At 60.7% G+C, this 23,813-nt stretch carries 20 protein-coding genes; 10 read left to right on the forward strand and 10 right to left on the reverse strand.

Annotated elements, in window-relative coordinates; translation table 11 throughout:
• Nucleotides 1-58: 58 nt before the first annotated feature.
• From MKZ87_RS05695 to MKZ87_RS05705, 3 genes are all read right to left on the reverse strand, one after another.
• A complete protein-coding gene (locus MKZ87_RS05695) occupies nt 59-925 on the reverse strand; it encodes a carboxylate/amino acid/amine transporter (protein ID WP_085703796.1) in 867 nt (288 codons plus the stop codon).
• Nucleotides 926-1,205: 280 nt separating this feature from the next.
• A complete protein-coding gene (locus tag MKZ87_RS05700) occupies nt 1,206-1,805 on the reverse strand; it encodes an FMN-dependent NADH-azoreductase (protein WP_007956545.1) in 600 nt (199 codons plus the stop codon).
• A 160-nt stretch (nt 1,806-1,965) separates the two neighbouring features.
• Complete coding sequence (locus tag MKZ87_RS05705) at nt 1,966-2,280, reverse strand: 3-phosphoglycerate kinase (protein WP_085700650.1); 315 nt, start codon at nt 2,278-2,280, stop codon at nt 1,966-1,968.
• Nucleotides 2,281-2,329: 49 nt separating this feature from the next.
• Here MKZ87_RS05705 and MKZ87_RS05710 point away from each other — a divergent pair, with 49 nt between their 5' ends.
• From MKZ87_RS05710 to aqpZ, 5 genes are all read left to right on the forward strand, one after another.
• Nucleotides 2,330-3,253, forward strand: coding sequence for a LysR family transcriptional regulator (locus MKZ87_RS05710; RefSeq protein ID WP_085700649.1), 924 nt, complete (start codon nt 2,330-2,332; stop codon nt 3,251-3,253).
• A gap of 14 nt (nt 3,254-3,267) precedes the next feature.
• On the forward strand, nt 3,268-4,071 hold the full coding sequence (locus MKZ87_RS05715; protein ID WP_085700648.1) for an alpha/beta fold hydrolase: 804 nt from the start codon (nt 3,268-3,270) through the stop codon (nt 4,069-4,071).
• Nucleotides 4,072-4,074: 3 nt separating this feature from the next.
• Nucleotides 4,075-4,638, forward strand: coding sequence for a peptidylprolyl isomerase (locus MKZ87_RS05720; protein WP_085700647.1), 564 nt, complete (start codon nt 4,075-4,077; stop codon nt 4,636-4,638).
• 88 nt (nt 4,639-4,726) lie between these two features.
• Nucleotides 4,727-6,559, forward strand: a complete 1,833-nt coding sequence (locus MKZ87_RS05725; protein WP_085703797.1) for an ABC transporter ATP-binding protein — start codon at nt 4,727-4,729, stop codon at nt 6,557-6,559.
• Between the two features lie 309 nt (nt 6,560-6,868).
• Nucleotides 6,869-7,564 carry an aquaporin Z gene (gene aqpZ / locus MKZ87_RS05730; protein WP_085700645.1) on the forward strand — a complete coding sequence of 232 codons (696 nt, stop codon included), beginning with the start codon at nt 6,869-6,871 and terminating at the stop codon, nt 7,562-7,564.
• A 15-nt stretch (nt 7,565-7,579) separates the two neighbouring features.
• Here the strand turns inward: aqpZ and MKZ87_RS05735 are convergent, their stop codons facing one another.
• Nucleotides 7,580-8,704, reverse strand: coding sequence for a GNAT family N-acetyltransferase (locus tag MKZ87_RS05735; RefSeq protein WP_085700644.1), 1,125 nt, complete (start codon nt 8,702-8,704; stop codon nt 7,580-7,582).
• A 281-nt stretch (nt 8,705-8,985) separates the two neighbouring features.
• Between MKZ87_RS05735 and MKZ87_RS05740 the strand changes: the two genes are divergently transcribed.
• Nucleotides 8,986-10,308, forward strand: a complete 1,323-nt coding sequence (locus MKZ87_RS05740) for a putative porin (RefSeq protein WP_011332954.1) — start codon at nt 8,986-8,988, stop codon at nt 10,306-10,308.
• Between the two features lie 129 nt (nt 10,309-10,437).
• On the opposite strand, the gene MKZ87_RS05745 is transcribed toward MKZ87_RS05740, so the two are convergent.
• The 5 genes from MKZ87_RS05745 to aceK form a co-directional block, all read right to left on the reverse strand.
• The gene (locus MKZ87_RS05745) at nt 10,438-10,674 is read right to left on the reverse strand and encodes an anti-sigma factor family protein (protein ID WP_011332953.1); all 237 of its coding nucleotides are present in this window, start codon (nt 10,672-10,674) and stop codon (nt 10,438-10,440) included.
• Entirely contained in the window at nt 10,668-11,279 is a 612-nt protein-coding gene (locus MKZ87_RS05750; RefSeq protein WP_085700641.1) for an RNA polymerase sigma factor, read from the reverse strand. Before MKZ87_RS05750 ends, MKZ87_RS05745 begins: the two co-directional genes overlap by 7 nt.
• Before the next feature lie 149 nt (nt 11,280-11,428).
• A complete protein-coding gene (locus MKZ87_RS05755) occupies nt 11,429-12,550 on the reverse strand; it encodes a beta-ketoacyl-ACP synthase III (RefSeq protein WP_085700640.1) in 1,122 nt (373 codons plus the stop codon).
• A gap of 319 nt (nt 12,551-12,869) precedes the next feature.
• Complete coding sequence (gene hrpA, locus MKZ87_RS05760) at nt 12,870-16,781, reverse strand: ATP-dependent RNA helicase HrpA (protein WP_266200392.1); 3,912 nt, start codon at nt 16,779-16,781, stop codon at nt 12,870-12,872.
• A gap of 105 nt (nt 16,782-16,886) precedes the next feature.
• The gene (gene aceK / locus MKZ87_RS05765; protein WP_085703800.1) at nt 16,887-18,608 is read right to left on the reverse strand and encodes a bifunctional isocitrate dehydrogenase kinase/phosphatase; all 1,722 of its coding nucleotides are present in this window, start codon (nt 18,606-18,608) and stop codon (nt 16,887-16,889) included.
• 415 nt (nt 18,609-19,023) lie between these two features.
• On the opposite strand from aceK, the gene MKZ87_RS05770 reads away from it, so the two are divergent.
• Nucleotides 19,024-20,649 carry a methyl-accepting chemotaxis protein gene (locus MKZ87_RS05770; RefSeq protein ID WP_085700636.1) on the forward strand — a complete coding sequence of 542 codons (1,626 nt, stop codon included), beginning with the start codon at nt 19,024-19,026 and terminating at the stop codon, nt 20,647-20,649.
• 84 nt (nt 20,650-20,733) lie between these two features.
• The gene (locus MKZ87_RS05775; protein ID WP_085703801.1) at nt 20,734-21,642 is read left to right on the forward strand and encodes a DMT family transporter; all 909 of its coding nucleotides are present in this window, start codon (nt 20,734-20,736) and stop codon (nt 21,640-21,642) included.
• Nucleotides 21,643-21,699: 57 nt separating this feature from the next.
• On the opposite strand, the gene MKZ87_RS05780 is transcribed toward MKZ87_RS05775, so the two are convergent.
• Nucleotides 21,700-22,563, reverse strand: coding sequence for a DMT family transporter (locus MKZ87_RS05780; protein WP_085700634.1), 864 nt, complete (start codon nt 22,561-22,563; stop codon nt 21,700-21,702).
• 451 nt (nt 22,564-23,014) lie between these two features.
• On the opposite strand from MKZ87_RS05780, the gene MKZ87_RS05785 reads away from it, so the two are divergent.
• Both MKZ87_RS05785 and MKZ87_RS05790 read left to right on the forward strand, forming a co-directional pair.
• Nucleotides 23,015-23,560, forward strand: coding sequence for a hypothetical protein (locus tag MKZ87_RS05785; protein WP_266200393.1), 546 nt, complete (start codon nt 23,015-23,017; stop codon nt 23,558-23,560).
• Between the two features lie 35 nt (nt 23,561-23,595).
• Complete coding sequence (locus MKZ87_RS05790) at nt 23,596-23,757, forward strand: hypothetical protein (protein ID WP_266200394.1); 162 nt, start codon at nt 23,596-23,598, stop codon at nt 23,755-23,757.
• The last annotated feature ends 56 nt before the right edge of the window (nt 23,758-23,813 follow it).

Below are 23,813 nucleotides of genomic sequence, written 5' to 3' on the forward strand. Positions count from 1 at the left end.
GCAGTAGTCAGGTGCGGTACATACTTATCGCGGTGGAAAAATGGGGTTGATAGGCGATTCAGCCAATGGCCTGCGGCTTGCGAATCCCCAACCGGCTGATCCACACCGCCGCCAGAATCACGCTGCCACCGAGGAACAACCGACCCAGCTCCTCATGCTGATTCCAGATCAACAGGTTCAGCAGCAAGCCCACCGGCACGTGCAAGTTGTTCATCACCGCCAGGGTGCCGCCGTTGACCAGGCATGCGCCCTTGTTCCACCAGTACAAACCGAGTGCGGTCGAGACCAGGCCAAGGAACAACAACACGCCCCATTGAAGCGGTGCTTCCGGCAGGAAGTTGGATTTGCCGAACAGCAGGAACGCCGGCAATGCCACCGCCAATGCGCCGAGGTAGAAGAAGCCGAAGCGTCGGTAATGCGGCAGATCGCTCGGGTGTTTCGCCACCAGATGCTTGTACAGCACCTGCCCGGCGGCGTAGGTGAAGTTGGCCAGTTGCAGCAGCAGAAAGCCCATGAAGAAGTCCGGGTTGATCCGGTCGTAGCGAATCACCGCCGCGCCCGCCACCGCCACCAGTGCGGCGATCAGCGCCCACGGGTTGAAGCGTCGGTTGAGCGCATCTTCGATCAGCGTCACATGCAATGGCGTGAGGATGGTGAACAGCAACACTTCCGGCACCGTCAGTACGCGGAAGCTCAAATACAGGCAGACGTAGGTCACGCCGAACTGCAACGCGCCGATCAGCAGCATGCCGCGCATGAACGCCGGCTCCACCGAGCGCCAGCGCGTCAGCGGGATGAACACCAGCCCGGCCAGCACCACCCGCACCAGTACCGCGAAGTAACTGTCGACATGACCGGCCAGGTATTCGCCGATCAGACTGAAGGAAAACGCCTGGATCAGCGTGACAAAAAGTAGATAGCCCATGCTCGCCTCGATTTCGAATGGCGGCGACGATAGCGGTTTTTGCTTCTGATCGCGAACCCTCAGACAACGGTGGCCCCTGTGGGCGCGGGCTTGCTCCCACAGGGGATGTGCTGCGTTGCAAAAAATCCCGGGCAAAAAAAAGCCCGATCTCGCTAAAGCGTTCAATCGGGCTAGAGCACTCAGGAGCAACAAGTGCAAAGGGAGGTTCGATGCGCGTAGAGCCTTGAAGGGGTTGCGCCAGGTCACTAGAACAATCGGCGATTATCTGGCGATTAACTTATCAAGCGACCTGAGACAGTTTGGCATTGGCCTGGTTGAGGCCTTTCTCCTGGAAGTCGCCGCCCAGGTTCATGCCTTCGGCGTGGATGAAGGTCACGTCGTGGATGCCGATGAAACCCATCACCTGACGCAGGTACGGTTCCTGATGATCCGCCGGGCCGCCGGCGTAGATCCCGCCGCGAGCGGTCAGCACGTAGGCACGCTTGCCGCTGAGCAGGCCTTGCGGGCCGGTTTCGGTGTACTTGAAGGTCACACCGGCACGCAGCACGTGGTCGAGCCAGGCTTTCAGGGTGCTTGGAATCGCGAAGTTGTACATCGGCGCGGCCATCACCAGCACGTCGGCGGCGAGCAATTCATCGGTCAATTCGTTGGAACGGTCCAGCGAAGATTGCTCGCTGTCGTTGCGTTGCTCGGCGGATTTCATCCAGCCGCCCAGCAGGTTGATGTCCAGGTGCGGCACCGGGTTCACGGCGAGGTCACGAACGGTGATCTGATCGGCCGGATGCGCCGCTTTCCACTGACTGATGAAGGTCTGGGTCAGTTGACGGGAAACCGAGTCTTGCTGGCGGGCACTGCTTTCGATGATCAGAACGCGGGACATGTTGTGTAGCCTCCATCCGAGAATGTTGTAAGTCGATGGAGTGAAGGTTAAACAGAGTCATATCGATGAAAAAGCGCAAATAATTGCTGCAAAGCATCGAAAAATTCGTTTAGATGCGAGCCATACCCTGTGGGAGCTCGCCCCCACAGGGACCGTGACGCTATTTCGGGGTGCAGCTCAACTTGATGCGCAGCTTGATGATGGTCCGGGTGAACTTGGCCGTGGCGTTCTTGTGCTTGCCCGCAGCCACGTCGATGTTGCGGGTGCGCGGCGCTTCCGGGCCGTTGGTGAACACCACCTTGCAGGTCGCGTCGACGTCGCCGTAGTTGTTGACCTGGATGGAGCCGATGTCGCTATCGGTGTCGAACGCGTTGTAGTCGATCTTCAGGCCGTTGAGATCCTTTTCCACATCGATCGGGTACGCGAACGCAGTCAGCGGAAGCAGCGCCAGCAACACACAACAGAATTTTTTCATTCGGCAGTCTCCATGAGGGACCGCCAGCTTAGGACAAGAGGAGCTATTGATGAAAGCGCCCCGCGTGACCCTTGATCAATGGCGAACGTTGCAGGCCGTGGTCGACCACGGCGGATTCGCCCAGGCCGCCGAGGCTCTGCACCGCTCGCAATCGTCGGTCAGTTACACCGTCGCCCGCATGCAGGATCAGCTCGGCGTGCCGCTGTTGCGCATTGATGGCCGCAAGGCTGTGCTGACCGAAGCCGGCGGCGTGTTGCTGCGCCGCTCGCGACAACTGGTGAAACAGGCCAGCCAGCTGGAAGACCTCGCCCACCACATGGAACAGGGTTGGGAGGCCGAAGTGCGGCTGGTGGTCGATGCCGCCTACCCGAGCGCCCGCATCGTGCGCGCGTTGACCGCTTTCATGCCGCAGAGTCGCGGCTGTCGCGTGCGTCTGCGTGAAGAAGTGTTGTCGGGTGTCGAGGAAGTGCTGCTCGAAGGTGTCGCCGATCTGGCCATCACCGGACTGAGCATTCCCGGTTACCTCGGCGCAGAGTTGAGCGATGTCGAGTTTGTCGCCGTCGCCCATCCTGATCATGCGCTGCATCGGCTCAACCGCGAGCTGAATTTCCAGGACCTGGAAACCCAGATGCAAGTGGTCATTCGCGACTCCGGCCGCCAGCAACCCCGGGACGTCGGCTGGCTGGGCGCCGAGCAACGCTGGACCGTCGGCAGCCTCGCCACCGCAGCGACATTCGTCAGCAGTGGCCTGGGTTTCGCATGGCTGCCACGACACATGATCGAGCGGGAACTGAAAGACGGCTCACTCAAGCTGCTACCGTTGGACAGAGGCGGCAATCGCAACTCCAGTTTCTATCTGTATTCGAACAAGGACAAACCCTTGGGTCCGGCGACGCAAATCCTTATCGAACTGCTGCGTACCTTCGACACCATGCCGCTGGACGCACCGTTCGCCGCCCCCGAACAAGCCTGACACGGAGTTCACCGATGGCGTATTTCGAGCATGAAGGTTGCAACCTGCACTACGAGGAATATGGCCACGGCGATCCGTTGCTGCTGGTTCACGGTCTGGGCTCCAGCACCCTGGACTGGGAAATGCAGATTCCCGCGCTGGCCGCGCACTACCGGGTGATCGTCCCGGACGTGCGCGGTCACGGTCGCTCCGACAAACCCCGCGAGCGCTACAGCATCGCCGGTTTCAGCGCCGACATCGTCGCCCTGATCGAGCATTTGAAGCTCGGCCCGGTGCATTACGCCGGGCTGTCCATGGGCGGCATGATCGGCTTCCAGTTCGCTGTCGATCAGCCGCAGATGCTCAAGAGCCTGACCATCGTCAACAGTGCGCCTGAGGTCAAAGTGCGCAGCCGCGACGATTACTGGCAATGGTTCAAACGCTGGAGCCTGATGCGTGTGCTCAGCCTCGCCACCATCGGCAAGGCTCTTGGCGCCAAGCTGTTCCCCAAACCGGAGCAGGCCGATTTGCGCCAGAAGATGGCAGAACGCTGGGCAAAGAACGACAAACGTGCTTATCTCGCCAGCTTCGATGCGATTGTTGGCTGGGGGGTCCAGGAACGACTTTCCCGGGTCACCTGTCCAACCCTCGTCGTCAGCGCCGACCGGGACTACACCCCCGTTTCGCTGAAAGAAACCTATGTCAGACTGCTGCCCGATGCGCGGCTGGTGGTGATCGCCGATTCGCGCCACGCCACCCCGCTCGATCAGCCCGAACGCTTCAATCAAACGCTGCTGGAGTTCCTCGCCACAGCCGATAACCACCCTCAGGATCACTGACCCATGCTGAAAAAACTCGCCCTCGCCGCCGGCACCGTGCTGTTTGCTGCCAACCTGATGGCTGCCACGCCGGCCAAGGCGCCACACGTCGAACTGGTGACCACCAACGGCACCATCGAAATCGAGCTGGACCCGGTCAAGGCGCCGATCAGCACCAAGAACTTTCTCGATTACGTCGACAGCGGTTTCTACACCAACACCATTTTCCATCGCGTGATCCCGGGCTTCATGGCCCAGGGCGGCGGCTTCACCCAGCAGATGCAGCAGAAAGAAACCAAGGCCCCGATCAAGAACGAGGCCAGCAACGGCCTGCACAACGTTCGTGGCACCCTGTCGATGGCCCGTACTTCCGATCCGAATTCGGCCACCAGCCAGTTCTTCATCAACGTCGCCGACAACGCCTTCCTCGATCCGGGCCGTGACGCCGGTTACGCGGTGTTCGCCAAAGTGGTCAAGGGCATGGACGTGGTCGACATCATCGTCAACTCCCAGACCACCACCAAACAGGGCATGCAAAACGTGCCGGTCGACCCTGTGATCATCAAGTCGGCCAAGCGCATCGACTAAGCTTTACAGGGCATATCGAGCGGCGCTGACCTGATGTCACGCCGCTCACACTGATAAAAGGAGAGCCCGTGCTCCGGGCGGTTATCTGATGCTCTATCGCCGTTTCGAACAACTGATCGACATATTCCGCGATGCCCCGACTGCATCCCCGCCGGACCGCGTTCTGCCCTTCTATACCTATTACCTGAAGCAGGTCTGGCCGAGTTTCGCCGCCCTGCTGATCGTCGGCCTGTTCGGTGCATTGATCGAAGTGGCGCTGTTCAGTTACCTGAGCCGCATCATCGACCTCGCCCAGGGCACGCCCAACGTCGATTTCTTCAAAGTGCATGGCGCCGAACTGGCGTGGATGGCGGTGGTGGCATTGCTCCTTCGCCCTTTGTTCCTGGCCCTGCACGACATGCTGGTGCACCAGACCCTGAGCCCGAGCATGACCAGCATGATTCGCTGGCAGAACCACAGCTACGTGCTCAAGCAGAGCCTGAATTTCTTCCAGAACGACTTCGCCGGACGCATTGCCCAGCGCATCATGCAGACCGGCAACTCGCTGCGCGATTCAGCCGTGCAGGCGGTGGATGCGTTATGGCATGTGCTGATCTACGCGATCAGTTCGCTGGTGCTGTTCGCCGAGGCGGACTGGCGCCTGATGATTCCGCTGCTGACGTGGATCGCCGCCTACATCGGCGCGCTCTATTACTTCGTGCCACGGGTCAAGGACCGCTCGGTGGAAGCCTCCGATGCGCGCTCGAAACTGATGGGCCGGATCGTCGACGGCTATACCAATATCGCCACCTTGAAGCTGTTCGCCCACACCAATTTCGAACAGCATTACGCCCGCGAGGCGATCCAGGAACAGACTGAAAAAGCCCAAATGGCCGGCCGCGTGGTCACCAGCATGGACGTGGCGATCACCACCATGAACGGCCTGCTGATCGTCGGCACCACGGCGCTGGCCCTGTGGCTGTGGACGCAATCGCTGATCAGCGTCGGCGCGATCGCCCTGGCCACCGGCCTGGTGATCCGCATCGTCAACATGTCCGGCTGGATCATGTGGGTGGTCACCGGCATTTTCGAAAACATCGGCATGGTCCAGGACGGTCTGCAGACCATCTCGCAACCGGTCAGCGTCACCGACCGGGAGCAGGCCAAACCGCTGGCCGTGGCCCGTGGCGAAGTGCGTTTCGAGCACGTGGATTTTCACTACGGCAAGAAGAAAGGCATCATCGGCGACCTCAACCTGACCATCAAACCCGGCGAGAAAATCGGTCTGATCGGGCCATCCGGCGCTGGCAAGTCGACCCTGGTCAACCTGCTGCTGCGCCTCTATGACGTCGAAGGCGGGCGGATCCTGATCGACGGCCAGAACATCGCCGAAGTTGGCCAGGAAAGCCTGCGCGCACGCATCGGCATGATCACCCAGGACACCTCGCTGCTGCACCGTTCGATCCGCGACAACTTGTTGTACGGCAAGCCCGACGCCACCGACGCCGAGCTCTGGGAAGCAGTGCGCAAGGCCCGCGCCGACGAGTTCATCCCGCTGCTGACGGACGCCGAAGGACGCACCGGATTCGACGCGCATGTCGGCGAGCGTGGGGTGAAACTGTCCGGTGGCCAGCGTCAGCGGATTGCCATTGCGCGAGTGCTGCTCAAGGACGCGCCGATCCTGATCATGGACGAAGCGACCTCGGCGCTGGACTCGGAAGTCGAAGCCGCGATCCAGGAGAGCCTGGAAACCCTGATGCAGGGCAAGACCGTGATCGCCATCGCCCACCGCCTCTCGACCATTGCCCGCATGGACCGACTGGTGGTGCTGGAAAACGGCAAGATCGCCGAAAGCGGCACCCACGCCGAACTGCTGGCCCATCGCGGCCTGTATGCGCGGTTGTGGGCGCACCAGACGGGAGGGTTTGTCGGCATCGACTGAACCGCGCTTCTGATCGTTCCCACGCTCTGCGTGGGAATGCCTCAAGGGACGCTCCGCGTCCAGTGACGCGGAGCGTCACGGGCTGCATTCCCACGCGGACGGTTCGACGCCTCGACGTGGGAACGATCAACGTGAGATAAAACCGCCAGAGCCCTTTAATCACGGGCCCTGGCGGTTTTTTATCGCCTGCTGGAAATCCGCACAAACCCTGCTGTACTGAGCCAAGGCTCCGGAACGGAACCTGTCGTAAATCTGCAGGGAAGCACCACTCGATCCAGTCTCGATAGCACGTCTATCAAGGACTCTCTCATGTCTCTGTTCAAACGTTCAGTTACTGAGTTGTTGGGTACGTTCTGGTTGGTTTTGGGCGGTTGCGGCAGTGCGGTAATCGCCGCGTCTTCACCATTGGGAATCGGCGTGCTGGGGGTCGCCCTGGCGTTTGGGCTGACGGTGCTGACCATGGCATTTGCCATCGGCCACATCAGCGGCTGCCACCTCAACCCGGCGGTGTCGGTCGGTCTGTCCGTTGGCGGCCGATTCCCGCCCAAGGAGTTGCCCGCCTACATCATCGCCCAGGTGATCGGGGCGACTCTCGCGGCGGCGCTGATTGTCTACATCGGCAGTGGCAAGGAAGGCTTCGAAGTCGCCAACGGCCTGGCCTCCAACGGTTATGGCGAGCACTCGCCGGGCAAGTATTCGATGGCCGCAGGCTTCGTCACCGAACTGGTAATGACCGCCATGTTCGTGGTGATCATCCTCGGCGCCACCGACAAGCGCGCCCCGGCAGGACTGGCACCGATCGCCATTGGCCTGGCCCTGACGCTGATCCACCTGATCTCGATTCCGGTCACCAACACGTCGGTCAACCCGGCCCGCAGCACGGGACCGGCGCTGATGGTTGGCGGCTGGGCTATCGCGCAGCTGTGGATGTTCTGGGTCGCGCCGCTGCTCGGTGCGGTGGTCGGCGGCGTGCTCTATCGCTGGCTCGGCAAGGAAGACAGCTGAGGGGGCCGGCGAGGATCAGGCTTGCCGATACGGCAAGGCGTTCCTCGCCTCTTCGGCATAGGCCAGAACACCGGCGCGCTCCTGGTGCAGGAAGTCTTTGACCGCAGCTTTCAGACCGGGATGGCGCAGGTAATGCCAGGAATGGGTGATCACTGGTTCAAAGCCACGAATCAGTTTGTGCTCGCCCTGGGCACCGGCATCGAAACGCTGAAAACCCTGGGCAATCGCATAGTCCATCCCCTGGTAGAAACAGGTCTCGAAATGCAGCCGGTCGAACTCGGCGAGGCATCCCCAATAGCGCCCGTAAAAACTGTCGCCGCCCACCAGACTGAACGCCATCGCTACCGGCCGTGAACCTTGCCGGGCCAGCACCACGCGAATCGATTCCGGCATGCGCTCGGCCAGCAGACTGAAGAATTCCCGGGTCAGGTACGGCGCCTGCCGGCGCACTGCATAGGTGTTGGCATAGCAGGCGTAGACAAAATCCCACTGCGCCTCGTCCAGCTCGCGCCCCTCCAGCCATTCGAACTCGAAGCCCTGCCCCGCCACTTGCTCGCGCTCCTTGCGCATCTGTTTGCGCTTGCGCGAGGCGAGCACGTCGAGGAAGTCCTGAAAGTCGCGGTAGCCGCGATTCTGCCAGTGATATTGACAGCCGATGCGTTGCAGCCAGCCCGGCTGCCCGGCCATGGCGGCATCGGTGAACGCGTCGGTGAAATTGATGTGGGCGCTGGAGAGCTCTTCGATTTCCAGATAGCCCGGCAGGCTCTTGAGCAGTTCGAATCCGTCCTCGACATTTGCCGCCAACAACCGTGGACCGCTGACCGGGCTGAACGGCACGGCGCTCAAGAACTTGGGGTAGTAATCGATGCCGGCCCGGGCGCAGGCATCGGCCCAGCCGTGATCGAACACGTATTCGCCATAGGAGTGCCACTTGCGATAACCGGGCAGCGCAGCGATCACGCGCCCCGCTTCAACGTGCAGCAGATGCTCCGCCTGCCAGCCCGTGTGCGGGCCGACGCTGCCGCTGTCCTCCAGCGAAGCCAGAAAGGCATGGCGCAGAAACGGCTGGTTTTGCGGTACCAGAACATCCCAGTCGGACGCAGGAATTTCCGACAGTTTGTGCAGACGTTGCAGCGGCATTTTCCTCTCCACTTTCGGGCGTGAACGCCCGGCGAGTATCGCTGATCGGCCTGGCCTTGCACACGACCAAATGCGCGACAGCGCTCTAGCTCAATAGTTCACGGCAGTTTTGCATCGTCATCAACCTGCCATCATCGCGCCACTGCTCTGTCATAAACCATCGCGATACTGGCGCCTGTTTTTAGAGCGCCGGGTTCTACCCGGACACTGTTTTCCGACCGTCAAACCGTCGGTTGTGCCCAGGATGGTTCAGCCATCCCCTCTCATCTTCGGAGATTGCTATGCGTCTTGCTTCCACGAAAACTGCGGCAGCCCTGTGCGGTGGTCTGTTGCTGGCCATGAGTGTTCCGGCCAGTGCCGCAGTCGACGCCAAACTGCTCGACATGCTCAAGGCTAACGGTTCTATTTCCCAGGCGCAGTACGTTGAACTGCAAACAGAACTGGCCAAGGATCAGAAGGCCCAGCAAATCGCGCAGCAGGCGCAGCAAGAGACCAACGAGCAAATCGCGGCGACCGCGAAGAAAACCAACGAGCTCAGCAGTTTCGACCAGAAACTGGCCTGGGCCGCCAAGACCCAGTTCAAGGGCGACGTGCGTATTCGTCAGGAGACCATCAAGATCGACGGCGAACCGAACAACGGTGGCCGCGACAAGGATCGCCAGCGCATTCGTGCCCGTCTGGGCGCCTACACCGAGATCAACCCGCAAGTCGACACCGGCATCCGTATCGCCACCGGCGGCGGCGACGACGCCCGTTCGACCAACCAGGACCAGGACAACTACTTCGACAAGAAGCAGATCTGGCTCGACCTCGGCTACATCGACTACCACCCGGACCAGATCAAGAACCTGCACATCATCGGCGGCAAGATGCTGCAACCGTGGGTGAGCATGGGCGACGTGATCTGGGACAGCGACATCAACCCGGAAGGTCTGGCCGTTACCTACAAGTATCCATTGGGCAGCAGCGTCGAGCTGTTCGGCAGCCTGGGTAACTACAACCTCAAGGACAACGTCGACGGCGACGGCGTGCAATTCCGTCACGATCTGCGCCTGACCGCCGGCCAGCTGGGTAGCCGCTTCGCCATCACCGACAACCTGAAACTGACTCTGGGCGGCAGCGTCTACGCCTACCAGAACGACGAAGACAGCCGTTGCACCGGTACCTCCACGCCATGCGCCCTGGCCGTCAACGGCAACTCGGCGAACAACGAATTCCGTCTGTACGAAGGCTTCAGCCAGGTCGACATCGGCGGCCTGCCAATGCCGCTGTCGTTCTACGGTCAGTACGTGAAAAACAACGATGCAGTGACCGATCAGGACACCGCATGGCTGGTGGGTGCCAAGTCGAAAGTCTTCGGCCTGAACCTCGACTACAACTATCGTGACGTGCAGCGCAACGCTGTGGTCGGTGCCTTCACCGATTCGGACTTCGCCAACGGCACCACCGGCTCCCGTGGCCACAAGTTCAAGGTCGGTTACGACATCGACAAGAACTTCGCCATTGGTGCGACTTACTTCCTGACCAAGGCCGACTTCTCCAGCCGTACCCAGCGTGATGCAGACACCAACACCCTGCAGCTGGACGCGGAAGCGAAGTTCTAAGCAACCCGGCAACAGACTTCAAACGATGGGTTGTACATCCGGTTCCATCGTTTGAAGAGGCTTCAACAGACTGGCGCGGCCGCAGCGATCCCCATCATCCGTTCGCTGCGGCCGCGCCAGTCTGTGTTTTCAGGGACTGTCCTTGCGCCGCAGCTCAGCCAACTGCTCGGCCAGCGCGTCCACGCCCTCTTCCGGCTTCTGCGGCATCGCCCGTAACGTCGCCTGCATCAAACGCATCTGGCGAATGAAACGCCGGCAATTGCGGCAGAACATCAGGTGATGACGCACCATCAGTTTTTCGCGAAAGCTCAACTGGCCATCGAGATAATCGCTGGATCGCGCCACTTGCTCCTTGCAGGTCAACATTCTCCCGTCTCCTCAAAATGCTCCACGGTCGCAAAGACCTTCAAGCGTGCCCGATGCAGCAGCACGCGGACATTGGAGAGCGAGATCTCCAGAAGATTACAGATTTCCTCCAGCTCCAGGCCCTGCCGCTCACGAAGCGACAGCACGCTGCTTTGCAATTGCGACAGGCTCGACAGCGTGTGCTCAAGGCATTCACGCAGCTCGCCTTCGGTCAGCAGCGCTTCGGGTGTGTCCTGGTGCCAGGCGAACGGTGCGACCAGCCAGTGGCCGTCGCCGGGAGAAAAACGATCGTCGTCGATAGTGCCGTGGGGTGACGGCAGATCATCCAGCAACACTTCGCGACGATTGAGTTTGTAGCGGCTCTTGGCCGAGTTGGCAGTGATGGTCAGCAACCAGGTCTTTAGGCTGGAGCGCCCCTCGAAACGGCCGATATTGCGCACCACCGACAGCCACGCGTCCTGTACCACTTCTTCGACATGGCGCTGGCCGACAATCGCGTAGGCCACCGCGCGCATGGGGCTTTGATAGGTACTGACCAGTTCCTTGAAGGCTTTCTGTTCGCCTGCCAACAACCGTTCGAGCAGTTGTGTGTCGTCAACCGCCATCCATCAATCCCCTTTTCCCCGCCCGAAAATGATTGCGGCAGGAGGTCGCTTGAAGCGACGTCCTGCCGCAGTCTCCGAAAGTTACAGCGTTCTCGCTGATTCGGATGCAGGAAAGACTAGCGCGATTAAGAGGACATGAACGAGTCCACTCAACGTTTGCGCAGAATCACGCTGCCGATCGAGTAACCGGCACCGAACGAGCTCAGTACCGCCAGCGAACCGGCCGCCAGATCGTCCTGATATTTGTGGAACGCGATCACCGAACCGGCGGAGCTGGTGTTGGCGTAGGTGTCGAGAATCACCGGAGCTTCTTCTTCGGTGGCTTCGCGGCCCAGCAGCTTGCGCACGATCAAGTGGTTCATGCTCAGGTTGGCCTGGTGCAGCCAGAAGCGCTTCACGTCACCGACGTTGAGCTTGTTCTCTTCCAGATGCTCGCCGATCAGTTCTGCCACCATCGGGCAGACGTCCTTGAACACCTTGCGGCCTTCCTGCACGAACAGTTTGTCGCGGGCGCCAATGCCCTCTTCCGCTGCGCGGTTGAGGAAGCCGAAGTTGTTGCGGATGTTGTTGGAGAACTTGGTCAGCAGTTTGGTGCTGACCACGTCGAACTGATGTTTCGACGTTGCCAGATCGGCACGCTCGATGATCACGGCAGTGGCGGCATCACCGAAGATGAAGTGGCTGTCGCGGTCACGGAAATTCAGGTGACCGGTGCAGACTTCCGGGTTGACCATCAGGATCGCCCGGGCCTGGCCCAGTTGCACGGTGTTGGCCGCTTGCTGGATGCCGAAGGTCGCCGACGAGCAGGCAACGTTCATGTCGAAACCGAAACCCTGGATGCCCAGCGCTTCCTGGACTTCGATGGCGATCGCCGGGTAGGCGCGCTGCAGGTTGGAGCAGGCGACGATCACGCCGTCGATGTCGGCGGCGGTCTTTCCGGCACGTTGCAGGGCTTGTTCGGCAGCGCCGATGGCCATCTGGCAGAGCACCGACCATTCGTCGTTGGAACGCTCCGGCAGGCGTGGCGTCATGCGCGCAGGATCGAGGATGCCATCCTTGTCCATGACAAAGCGGCTCTTGATGCCGGAAGCTTTTTCGATGAACGCGGCGCTGGACTCGGTCAGGGCCTGGACTTCACCGCTGGCGATGGCCTCGGCGTTGTCCGCGTTGAACTGGGCGACATAGGTATTGAAAGACTGCACCAGCTCTTCGTTGGAGATGCTGTTGGCCGGGGTATACAGGCCGGTGCCGCTGATGACGACGTTATGCATGGTCGTTTCTCTAATCTGTTCAGGCAGAAAATGCTGGCACCGACGTGCCAACACGCAAAGGGTCCATTCCCGTATCAAGGGACGCAAAAACCTGGCATCGCTTTATTCCGACCTCGCCCGCGGTTGAGAAGGCTCAAAACCGCGGGGCCGGCGTTTATAGGCGCGAAGTTTGCCATAAACCCGAGGTTTTGGCGCCTTTTGCTGATCGTTCCCACGCTCTGCGTGGGAATGCAGCCAGGGACGCTCCGCGTCCCAAAAGCGGACGCAGAGCGTCCGTGGAAGCGCTACCACGCAGAGCGTGGGAGCGATCAGGCACTCGCTAGGGTTCTACCTGGCTCCACTGTTTGCTCAGCCGTTTGTCGGAGATCGGCACTTTCGTCCCCAACTGCTGGGCGAACAGCGAAACCCGATACTCCTCCAGCCACCAGCGATACAGCTCAAGCTGCGGATCGCGTTTGCCTTCCTGTGCATGTTTGGCGGCGCGGGTCTGGTATTGCGTCCAGAGCCCGGCAAGTTCGCCGCTCCACACTCGATCCTTCTGCACCTGCGCGCCCAGCTTCTCGAAACGCTGTTCGACCGCTTTCAGGTAACGCGGCAGTTCCTTGAGCCACACCATCGGCGTTTCCCGGACGAAGCCCGGATACACCAGATGACTGAGCTGCTGCTTGATGTCGTTAAGCGCTACCGCCTGGGCCAGATCGATCTTGCCCTTGAAGCGCTTTTGCAGACCGTGCCAGAGCTTGAGGATTTCCAGGGTCAGGCGTGCCACCCGCTCGGCGTGCTCGGTCCAGTTGCCGCGTTTGCGCTCAGCCAGTGCCGCCAGCCCGGCGCCGTCACGTGGCAACGGGTCTTCGCCATCGAGAATGCAGCTGTCGAGGCTGGCCAGCAGAATGTCTTCCACCAGCGCATCGACCCGACCCAGTTCGCGGTACAGCAGGCCCAGTTCGGTCAGGCCCGGCAACTTGCCGCGCAGGAACTTCGCAGGTTCAGCCAGTTGCTGCATCAGCAGGCGCTGCAAGGCGCGGCGATGCTGGAATTCGGCTTCGGCCGGGGTCGAGAAACGACCTTCCTTGACCGCACCGCCCTCTTCCACCAACGCCGGGTACACCGTCATCGACAGCCCGGCGATCTTCTGCTGAGTCTTTTCCGCCACCGGCGCGAAGACCTTGGCTTCCACCGGTTGCTGACTTTTCGCACTCTGCGGCACAGCCAGTGCAGCCTGACTGGCCTCGGCGAAACGCGCCGTCAGCTCCGCCAGATCCCGCCCTTCGCCGAGGAACTTGCCCTGGCCGTCGACGATTTCCAGATTCATCCGCAGGTGGCTTTCAACCTGCTGCGCTGCTTCGGCCCAGGCTTCGTCGCTGACCCGCGCGCCGGTCATGCGCAGCAGTTCACGGCCCAGCGCCTGCGGCAACGAACCTTCGGCAAAGGTCATGCGTTGCAGCGCGGCCTTGATGAAGTCCGGTACCGGCACGAAGTTTTTGCGCAAGGCCTTGGGCAGGTTGCGCACCAGCGCAATGCACTTGGCCTCGATCAGCCCCGGCACCAGCCATTCCAGACGTTCCGGCGGCAGCATCGGCAACAGCGGCGCCGGCACCCGCAGGGTCACGCCGTCACGCGGGTGGTTCGGTTCGAAGTGATAACTCAGGGCCAGTTCCAGATCGCCGATGTGCAGGGTGTCCGGGTAATGCTGCGCGGTGACTTCACTGGCTTCGCGCGCCAGCACGTCTTCCTCGCGCATGATCAGCAACTGCGGGTCTTTCTGGCTGTTGACCCGATACCAACTGTCGAACGTTGCGGTCTGGTGAATCTCCGCCGGCAGTCGCGCGTCGTAGAACGCGTAAAGGGTTTCTTCGTCGGCCAGAATGTCCCGCCGGCGGGCCTTTGCTTCCAGTTCGTCGAGCTGTTCGAGCAATTGCTTGTTGGCGCTCAGGCATTTGGCCCGTGACTGAATCTCGCCCCGCACCAGGCCTTCACGGATAAACAGCTCCCGCGAAACCACCGGATCCACCGGGCCGTAATGCACCGGTCGCCGGCCGACCACGATCAGCCCGAACAGAGTGATCTGTTCGAACGCGACGACCTGGCCGCGTTTCTTCTCCCAGTGCGGTTCGAAGTGGTTCTTCTTGATCAGGTGCCTGGCCAGCGGCTCGATCCAGTCGGCGTCGATCTTCGCCACCATGCGCGCGTACAGCTTGGTGGTTTCCACCAGTTCGGCGGTCATTACCCACTGCGGGCGCTTCTTGCCGATGCCCGACGACGGATGAATCCAGAACCGCCGCTGACGGGCGCCAAGGTAATCGCCGTCTTCGGTTTTCTGGCCGATCTGGCTGAGCAGGCCGACCAGCACCGCTTTGTGCAGTTTCGGATAATCCGCCGGCTCCTTATTCAGGCTCAGCTGCAAGTCGCGGCAGATCAGGCTCAATTGACGATGGGAATCGCGCCACTCGCGCAAGCGCAGGTAGTTGAGGAAATTCTTGCGGCACCAGTTACGCAGCGGGCTCGCCGTCAGCGCCTGGCGCTGCTCTTCAAAACCGCGCCACAGATTGACCAGAGCAGCAAAGTCCGAATCGGCGTCCTTCCACTGCGCGTGGGCCTGGTCAGCCGCCTGCTGACGCTCCGGCGGACGCTCGCGCGGGTCCTGAATCGACATCGCGCTGGCGACGATCAGCACTTCCTGCAAACTGCCGAGCTTCGCCGCTTCGAGCAGCATGCGGCCCATGCGCGGGTCCACCGGCAGGCGCGCCAACTGGCGGCCGAGCGGGGTCAACTGACTGTTGCGATCCACTGCCGACAATTCTTGCAGCAGGTTGAAACCGTCGCTGATCGCCTTGCCGTCCGGCGGCTCGATGAACGGGAACGCGGTGATCTCGCCGAGGCGCAGATGGAGCATCTGCAAAATAACCGCCGCGAGGTTGGTGCGCAGGATTTCCGGATCGGTAAATTCCGGACGACCGAGGAAATCCTCTTCGCTGTACAAGCGCACACAGATGCCCGGCTCGACCCGGCCGCAGCGACCTTTACGCTGGTTGGCGCTGGCCTGGGAGACCGCTTCGATCGGCAGGCGCTGGACCTTGGCGCGATAGCTGTAGCGGCTGATGCGCGCAGTACCGCTGTCGATCACGTAACGGATGCCCGGCACGGTCAACGAGGTTTCGGCAACGTTGGTCGCCAGCACCACGCGACGTCCCGGATGCGACTGGAAGATCCGCTGTTGTTCGGCCGGCGACAGGCGCGCGTACAACGGCAGGATTTCGGTGTGCTTGAGCTGGGCCTTGCGCAGCATGTCGGCGGCGTCGCGAATCTCGCGCTCGCCGGGCAGGAACACCAGCACATCGCCAGGACTGCGGCGTTCGCTGCGTTCATACGCGGCGATTTCGTCGAGGGTGGCGAGGATCGCCTGATCTACGGTCAGGTCATCTTCGACGCGGTTGCCCTCCTCGTCCTGCTCCAGGGTCAGCGGGCGATACCAGGTTTCCACCGGGAAGGTGCGGCCGGACACTTCGACAATCGGCGCATCGTCAAAGTGCTTGGAAAAGCGCTCCAGATCGATGGTCGCCGAGGTGATGATGACTTTCAGGTCCGGGCGACGCGGCAGCAGGGTTTTCAGGTAACCGAGCAGGAAATCGATGTTCAGACTGCGTTCGTGGGCTTCGTCGACGATGATCGTGTCGTAGCGTTCGAGGTAGCGGTCGTTCTGGGTTTCCGCCAGCAGGATGCCGTCGGTCATCAACTTGATCAGGGTGTTGGAATCGCTCTGATCTTCAAAGCGCACCTGATAGCCGACCAGCGCGCCCAGCGGCGTGCCGAGCTCTTCGGCAACCCGGCTGGCCACACTGCGCGCCGCGATCCGGCGAGGCTGGGTGTGACCGATCAGGCCCTGTTGGCCGCGACCGATCTCCAGGCAGATTTTCGGCAACTGAGTGGTTTTACCCGAGCCGGTTTCGCCGGCGATGATCAGCACCTGATGCTTTTCCAGCGCCTTTTTGATTTCGTCACGCTTGGCCGCAATCGGCAGGCTGGCGTCGTAACGGATCACCGGCAGGCTGGCCTTGCGCGCCAGCACCTGATCGCAGGACGCCTGCATGCGCGCCACCCACTGGGCCAGCTTGGCCTCGTCGGGTTTCTTGCGCAGCTCAAGCAATTGCCGCCGCAGCCGGTGGCGGTCGGCGAGCATGGCGTGATCGAGGTTTTTCAGCAGTTTGTCGATGGAGGGCGATTCGTCGGTCATCGGGTACGCAATTCGGTCGTCTAGTGGCGCAAGGACGCGATTGTCGCAGATTTACGCCTGACTGTGATCGTTCCCACGCAGAGCCTGGGAACGATCAGTAACAGGTTATTCGTTATCGAGGCCTTTACGACGGTAAGGGAAAACATCGATCACTTTCCCGGCCCTGATCGCCTCCTGCAGTCCCTTCCAGTAATCGGCGTTGTACAACTCGCCATGCAACTGATCGAACAGTTTGCGCTGCTTGGTATCGGCAAACAGAAACGGCGGAAACTCTTCGGGAAAAACGTCCAGCGGCCCGATCGAGTACCACGGCTCGGAGGCCATTTCGTCCTCCGGCGTGCGCGGTGCCGGGATGTGGCGGAAATTGGCTTCGGTGAGGAAACAGATTTCGTCGTAGTCGTAGAACACCACCCGGCCATGGCGGGTGACACCAAAGTTCTTCAGCAGCATGTCGCCCGGGAAGATGTTGGCTGCCGCCAGTTGCTTGATCGCCAGGCCATAGTCTTCCAGTGCTTCGCGCACCTGGGCTTCACTGGCATTGTCGAGGTAGAGGTTCAGCGGCGTCATCCGGCGCTCGGTCCAGCAGTGGCGGATCAGTACGGTTTCACCTTCCAGCGACACCGTGGACGGCGCAACTTCCAGCAATTCCGCCAGGCACGCCGGCTCGAACTTGCTCAGGGGAAAACGGAAGTCGGCGAATTCCTGGGTATCGGCCATGCGCCCGACGCGGTCGACGCTTTTTACCAGTCGATACTTCTCGATCACCGTGGCGCGGTCGACGTTTTTCGACGGCGAGAAGCGGTCCTTGATGATCTTGAACACGGTGTTGAAGCCCGGCAACGTGAACACGCTCATGACCATGCCACGCACGCCAGGCGCCATGATGAACTGGTCGTCGGTGTTGGCCAGGTGATTGATCAGGGCACGGTAGAACTCGGACTTGCCGTGCTTGTAGAAGCCGATCGAGGTGTACAGCTCGGCGATGTGCTTGCCCGGCAGGATACGCTTGAGGAAACCGATGAACTCCGCCGGCACCGGCACATCAACCATGAAATACGAACGGGTGAAGGAGAAGATGATCGACACCTCCGCTTCGTCGGTGATCAATGCGTCGATCTGAATCCCGCGTCCCTCGCGGTGCAGCAGCGGAATCACCAGCGGCCATTGATCGTCGTTGGTGTAGATGCGCCCGACCAGGTACGCGCCCTTGTTGCGGTACAGCACCGAGGAAAACAGCTCGACGCTCAGCTCTGGATCCTTGCACACCCAGTCCGGCAGATTCTCGCGCAGTTGCGCTTCCAGACGCTGCAAGTCGCCGGGCAGATCGGCATAGGCCTCGCTGAAGCGGTAATCGGCAAAGATGCTCGCGAGCATGCCCGATATCTGCCCTTGCGGTTTATAGGTGCGTGTTTGCGCGGCTCGTGCCCGGCGCAGGCTCGGGCGCGTCGTGTGGATGAACATGCAACCGTCGCTGATCAGGTCGTGGCTGAACAGGCTGCAGAAAATCGAGTTGTACCAGGTCTCGGACAGCTCATCGTCAAAACGCAGGTCGATGATGCTGATGTAGGCGCTTTTCACCAGTGGCCAGCAGGTGATGTCCATCAAGGTGTCCGGCTCGAAATATTCGCGCAGGCGGGCGACGGTTTCACCGACCTTTTCTTCGTAGAGGTTGATCCGCGCGGCCGACGCCGTTTGCGTGTCCTGCCAGCGGGCCTGCTCGAAGCGCTCCCGGGCGCCGTCGGTGATTCGCCGGAAATGCTCGCGGTAATCGTCAAAGCCATCGAGGATCAGGCGGGCGATTTCGGTGGCTGGCCATTGCTGCGGCATAGATGAGACCTCTGCGGGAATTGGAGAATCTGTGCTCGAAGGCCTGAGCTTAGCCACGGAAGCGGGCGCAGGAGAAGCGCAATTTCTGCCAAATCCTCGACCGGGTTGTACAGCGACACAGTTTTTATCAAAGTTTTTTTAATCGACCGTTTGGTCAATTAACGTCTCGCACCGCTCTCTGACCATCCCGGCGCCAGCCCGCGGTTTCGTTGGGGTTGGGATCCAATTGCTCAGCGACATCTCTAGTTCGCGGCTTTCCCTGATTGACCACGCCTGCCGACTTCGTGCGGCCTCGAATATCAGTCCGGCCTTACCAAGATGATGGCACTTTGATATACACCCCGCCATTACCCGCCTCACAACAAGATCCTCGGTTCACGAGGACATCCTCTCTCTCATCCTAAGGAGCACATTGATGTCTATCCGGAATCTGCGTATCGGTTTGCGCGCCAGTTTGTGTTTTGCCGTTCTGGCCAGTCTGCTGGTGGTGGTCGGCCTGTTCGGGCTGGGCCAGATGAAAACCCTGCGCGAGAGCGCTGCGGTGATCGAGGAGTCGTGGATGCCCAGCATCGAAAGCATCCATGACACAGCGGCGAACATCGCCAGCATCCGTCTCGAATCCCTGCGCCTGATCACCAGCACCCAGGCGGCCGTTCGCGAACGCAGCAAGGGCCTGCTTACCGTGCAACGCCAGGAACTGCTCAAGCGCCTCGACGACCACAAAGCCCTGATCACCAGCGATCAGGAACAGACGATGCTGGAAGGTCTGAGCGCCGATACGGCCAAGTACTTGAGCATCCTCGACCAGATCATCAAACAGATCGACGCCGGACAGAACGAACAGGCCTACACGCGCCTGAACAATGAACTGGCGCCGCAGGGCACGGTGCTCGACAAAACCCTGGAGCAGATGATCACCCTCAATCAGCAGGGCGCGGATGCCGCGGCCAAGTCCGCAGCGGCGATGTATCAGCAGGCGCTGTGGATCGTCGCCACGATCATCGTCATCGCCCTGATTGCCACGTTACTGCTGGCCTGGCTGCTGACACGCAGCATCACCGCGCCGATCAATCAGGCGCTGAACGTGGCACGGCGAATTGCTTCGGGAGACCTCAGCGGTCGCATCGACAGTGACGGCCGGGACGAAGCGGCGCAGTTGCTCACGGCGCTGGCCGAAATGCAGGGCAATCTGCGCTCGACCATTCGCGGCATCAGCGAGTCGGCCCAACAACTGGCCTCCGCCGCCGAGGAAATGAGTTCGGTGATGGAACAGAGCACCCGCGGCCTGCAACAGCAGAACGACCAGATCGAGCAGGCCGCCACGGCGGTCACTGAAATGAGCACGGCGGTCGATGAAGTGGCCGCCAATGCGGTGTCCAGCGCCGAGGCGTCCGAAGCCTCGAACGAGGACAGCAAGCACGGGCATGTGCAGGTCAGTGAGACCATCAGTTCGATTCAGGAACTGGTCAGCGCCGTGCTCGGCGCCTCCGAACAGGCCGAGGGCCTTGCGACTCAGGCCCAGGACATCAGTAAGGTTCTGGAGGTGATTCGCGGCATCGCCGGGCAGACCAATCTGTTGGCCCTGAACGCGGCCATTGAAGCGGCGCGGGCCGGTGAGGCCGGACGCGGGTTTGCGGTAGTCGCCGACGAGGTTCGCTCGCTGGCCCAGCGCACGCAGAACTCCACCGAAGAAATCGAGCTGATGATCAGCAGCATCCAGCAAGGCACCGGAGCCACCGTCGATGCATTGCAAAACAGCGCCGAGCAGGCCAGCCAAACCCTGCGCCGGGCCAACAGCGCCGGCCATGCACTGGAGAAAATCACCGCGTCGATCTCGCAGATCAACCAGCGCAATCTGGTCATCGCCAGCGCCGCCGAGCAACAGGCGCTGGTGGCCCGGGAAGTCGACGAAAATCTGGTGACCATCCGCGATCTGTCGACCCAGACCGCTGCCGGCGCCACCCAGACGTCTGCCGCCAGTCAGGAACTGTCGCGGCTGGCCGTCGACCTCAACGGCCTCGTGACGCGTTTCGTGATCTGATCAGAACATTAAATGCCTGATTAACGGTTGCCATCGCCGGGGCCCTCGGCAACACTCTCGTCCCGATCAAGGAAGGAGTGGCCCGTGAGCCCTGTCGATATTTTCCGCATGTTGTCGCTGGCTGCCATCTGGGGCGCAAGCTTCCTGTTCATGCGCATCATCGCCCCCGCGATCGGTACGGTTCCGACCGGATTCTTCCGCGTTTCGATTGCCGCCGTCGGCCTGCTGGTGATCCTCGGTCTGATGCGCATCAGTTGGGATTTCAAAGGCAAACTCAAGACCGTGATGCTGCTGGGTGTTATCAACTCGGGCCTCCCGGCAACCATGTACTCCGTCGCCGCTCAGGTTCTGCCCGCCGGGTATTCGGCGATCTTCAACGCCACCACGCCATTGATGGGGGTGTTGATCGGCGGATTGTTCTTCAGTGAAAAACTCACGCTGGCCAAACTCGCCGGCGTGTTCCTCGGTCTGCTCGGGGTGGGCGTGCTGACCCGCGCCGGCCCGGTCGCGTTCGATCTGCACCTGCTGATGGGCGCGGTGGCCTGCCTGCTCGCAACCACCTGCTATGGCTTCGCCGGGTTCCTTGCCCGACGCTGGCTGGATCAGGCCGGCGGGCTCGACAGTCGTCTGTCGGCGCTGGGCAGCATGCTCGGTGCGACCCTGTTTCTGTTGCCGCTGTTCGGTTACAGCGTCATCACTGCGCCGCCGGTGAGCTGGGGTGGCTGGAATGTCTGGCTGTCGCTGCTGGGCCTGGGTCTGGGCTGCACGGCGTTTGCCTACATCATTTACTTCCGCCTGCTGAGTTCCATCGGGCCGGTGAAGTCGATGACCGTGACCTTCATGATTCCGCCGTTCGGCGTGTTGTGGGGGGCGCTGTTTCTCGATGAACCGCTGTCGATGGCCCACGTGTATGGCGGGGTGTTGATCGCGGTTGCGCTGTGGCTGGTGTTGAAACCCGCGGCGGTGAAGTCGGCAGAAATCGCCACCCGCTGACTGGCAGACGCACAAAGGCCCGGAAGTTTCCTCCCGGGCCTTTTTCATGCGCGGCGGTTAAGCCGATTTACGGAACACGAACACCAGACCGACGATGATCAACAGCATCCCCAGTACGCTTAACGCGGCCAGGCGATTACCGAAAATCAGGTAATCCATCACCGCCGTCACGGCCGGCACCAGATAGAACAGACTGGTGACATTCACCAGATTGCCCCGGGCGATCAGCCGGTACAGCAGCAACGTCGCCAGCACGGACACCACCAGTCCCATCCACAACACCGGCACGATGAAACCGACGCTGTGCTCGAAGTGAAATGGCTGGAACGGCACGAATATCCCGCACAGCAGCAGACCGGCCAGGTACTGCACCGGCAGCGTGCCGAGGGGATTGTCGGTGATGCGTTTCTGCATGATCGAGCCGAAGGTCATGCTTGCCAGCGCGAGCAGACCGAACAGCATCCCCGCCAGCGACATGCCGGCCAGGCCGATGCCTTGATAAACCACCATGATCAGACCGGCCAATCCCAGTGCCAGACCGAACATCCGGCTCACCGAGCGCTGCCGCTCCATGATCACCACCGTTAGGATCGGCTGCACGCCCATGATGGTCGCCATCACGCCGGGGGTGACCTTCAGGTCCAGCGCCAGCAAATAGAAGATCTGATAGGCACCCAACAGCACCACGCCGGTGGCCATCGCGTACAGCATCGGCTTGCCGCCCTTGGGCAACTTCAACTTGAGCAACGGCACCAACAGCACCAGTCCGCACAGCGCAATCACAAAACGCATCAGCAGAAAGGCAAACGGTGAAGCGTGGGCCAGGCCCCATTTGGAGAAGATCGCCCCGCTGCTCCACAGCAGAACGAACAGGCTCGTGGACGCGGCCGCGAGCGCGGACTTTTTCGAAAGGACAAACATGAATACCACCTGTAGTCAGGCAAATAGCCAACTCAGCCGAAGCTGAAATTCAGTAGGTTTTTTCAGGCGGGCACAGGGGTCAGCAGAAAACGCCAATCAGCCCGATACACCAACGCCCGGCGGTGATACGACTGCGCACACCGGCGTGCTACTGACAGGTGGAGGGTAATGACTGATCTGCACAGGCTGCTGATTCCCGCACGGCACGACGCCAGCGTTGACCGCTGAATCGACTACCGCGTTGATGGGGGATGCAGGCATCTGGGCTGATCTTTTTTGGAGGGTTGGACAGTGAGTCGTGCGACTCACGAGCGCCGACTATAACCAGCCCGCGACATGGATTGCAACGTTTTGGGCAAAGGGCCTCCAGCGACGGGTGGACGAGAGCTGAATAGTCTGTCGAGCAACGGCTACACCCACTGATGGGGAGACATGGAATGCTCGAAATCATATGCCAAGGGAACGCAATCATCTGCGGTATCAGTTGTATAAATCGCAAGCCAGGAAGCTTGCCCGTCTTGCCACGACTCAACTCCAGACTGACCTGGAGATGGCTGGCCCCACAACACTTGACCTTTCGAAAATACGTTTCGAACCCATCGACTCGTTGGCGCTGAGTGCTTTCGAGTGTTGGAAGAGCCCGCATTTTTCATGGGAAGAAGTCATTGGATGGAAATCGCGCGAACCTCTCGCTCTCGACATCGCGATCTGGTTTGAATCCGAACTGTGCGGACTTTGCTTTGCCAACCCGAATAAAAGTCGGCAACGCATTCGAATCGTACGACTGGAGGGGCGGCCCACAGAAACTCATCCATTGAAGAACCGTGTTGCACCGTTATCCGTTCTGGTCATAGAGCAATACGCCCGCATCATTGGAAGCAGCTTGATCGAGGTTCAAGAACCATTCCAGGGAGCAATACCAATTTACGAACAACTCGGCTTTGGTTTGGATAACGAGGGCCGTCTTGTCAAAACAGTAGGGAGCCTAGTATTGTGAAAAACGCTCAAATATTGATCAACCAAGGTGGGAACATGCGTAAAGAAATAAAAAAGTCCCCCAGAAAGAAAAAAGCGCATGCAATGAGGGAGGATTCTAATCTGACGGGGCTGACAGCCAGTCAAAGGCGGCTCTTACAGATCATTGCAACCGGCACCGCCATCGATGAACCAAGCTTGCTGGCGGGCCGTCCCTGATTCAGAAAAAATAAAAAACCGCTCACAAGGAGCGGTTTCATGTTTTCAAATCCAGC

Origin of the sequence: Pseudomonas sp. MCal1, from assembly GCF_026341415.1 — a bacterium.
GTDB lineage: Bacteria > Pseudomonadota > Gammaproteobacteria > Pseudomonadales > Pseudomonadaceae > Aquipseudomonas.

Coding starts and splice junctions, on each gene's coding strand:
- MKZ87_RS05695 (WP_085703796.1), bottom strand. CDS start 925: ATGGGCTATCTACTTTTTGTCACGCTGATCCAGGCGTTTTCCTTCAGT.
- MKZ87_RS05700 (WP_007956545.1), bottom strand. CDS start 1,805: ATGTCCCGCGTTCTGATCATCGAAAGCAGTGCCCGCCAGCAAGACTCG.
- MKZ87_RS05705 (WP_085700650.1), bottom strand. CDS start 2,280: ATGAAAAAATTCTGTTGTGTGTTGCTGGCGCTGCTTCCGCTGACTGCG.
- MKZ87_RS05710 (WP_085700649.1), top strand. CDS start 2,330: ATGAAAGCGCCCCGCGTGACCCTTGATCAATGGCGAACGTTGCAGGCC.
- MKZ87_RS05715 (WP_085700648.1), top strand. CDS start 3,268: ATGGCGTATTTCGAGCATGAAGGTTGCAACCTGCACTACGAGGAATAT.
- MKZ87_RS05720 (WP_085700647.1), top strand. CDS start 4,075: ATGCTGAAAAAACTCGCCCTCGCCGCCGGCACCGTGCTGTTTGCTGCC.
- MKZ87_RS05725 (WP_085703797.1), top strand. CDS start 4,727: ATGCTCTATCGCCGTTTCGAACAACTGATCGACATATTCCGCGATGCC.
- aqpZ (WP_085700645.1), top strand. CDS start 6,869: ATGTCTCTGTTCAAACGTTCAGTTACTGAGTTGTTGGGTACGTTCTGG.
- MKZ87_RS05735 (WP_085700644.1), bottom strand. CDS start 8,704: ATGCCGCTGCAACGTCTGCACAAACTGTCGGAAATTCCTGCGTCCGAC.
- MKZ87_RS05740 (WP_011332954.1), top strand. CDS start 8,986: ATGCGTCTTGCTTCCACGAAAACTGCGGCAGCCCTGTGCGGTGGTCTG.
- MKZ87_RS05745 (WP_011332953.1), bottom strand. CDS start 10,674: ATGTTGACCTGCAAGGAGCAAGTGGCGCGATCCAGCGATTATCTCGAT.
- MKZ87_RS05750 (WP_085700641.1), bottom strand. CDS start 11,279: ATGGCGGTTGACGACACACAACTGCTCGAACGGTTGTTGGCAGGCGAA.
- MKZ87_RS05755 (WP_085700640.1), bottom strand. CDS start 12,550: ATGCATAACGTCGTCATCAGCGGCACCGGCCTGTATACCCCGGCCAAC.
- hrpA (WP_266200392.1), bottom strand. CDS start 16,781: ATGACCGACGAATCGCCCTCCATCGACAAACTGCTGAAAAACCTCGAT.
- aceK (WP_085703800.1), bottom strand. CDS start 18,608: ATGCCGCAGCAATGGCCAGCCACCGAAATCGCCCGCCTGATCCTCGAT.
- MKZ87_RS05770 (WP_085700636.1), top strand. CDS start 19,024: ATGTCTATCCGGAATCTGCGTATCGGTTTGCGCGCCAGTTTGTGTTTT.
- MKZ87_RS05780 (WP_085700634.1), bottom strand. CDS start 22,563: ATGTTTGTCCTTTCGAAAAAGTCCGCGCTCGCGGCCGCGTCCACGAGC.
- MKZ87_RS05785 (WP_266200393.1), top strand. CDS start 23,015: ATGCCAAGGGAACGCAATCATCTGCGGTATCAGTTGTATAAATCGCAA.
- MKZ87_RS05790 (WP_266200394.1), top strand. CDS start 23,596: ATGCGTAAAGAAATAAAAAAGTCCCCCAGAAAGAAAAAAGCGCATGCA.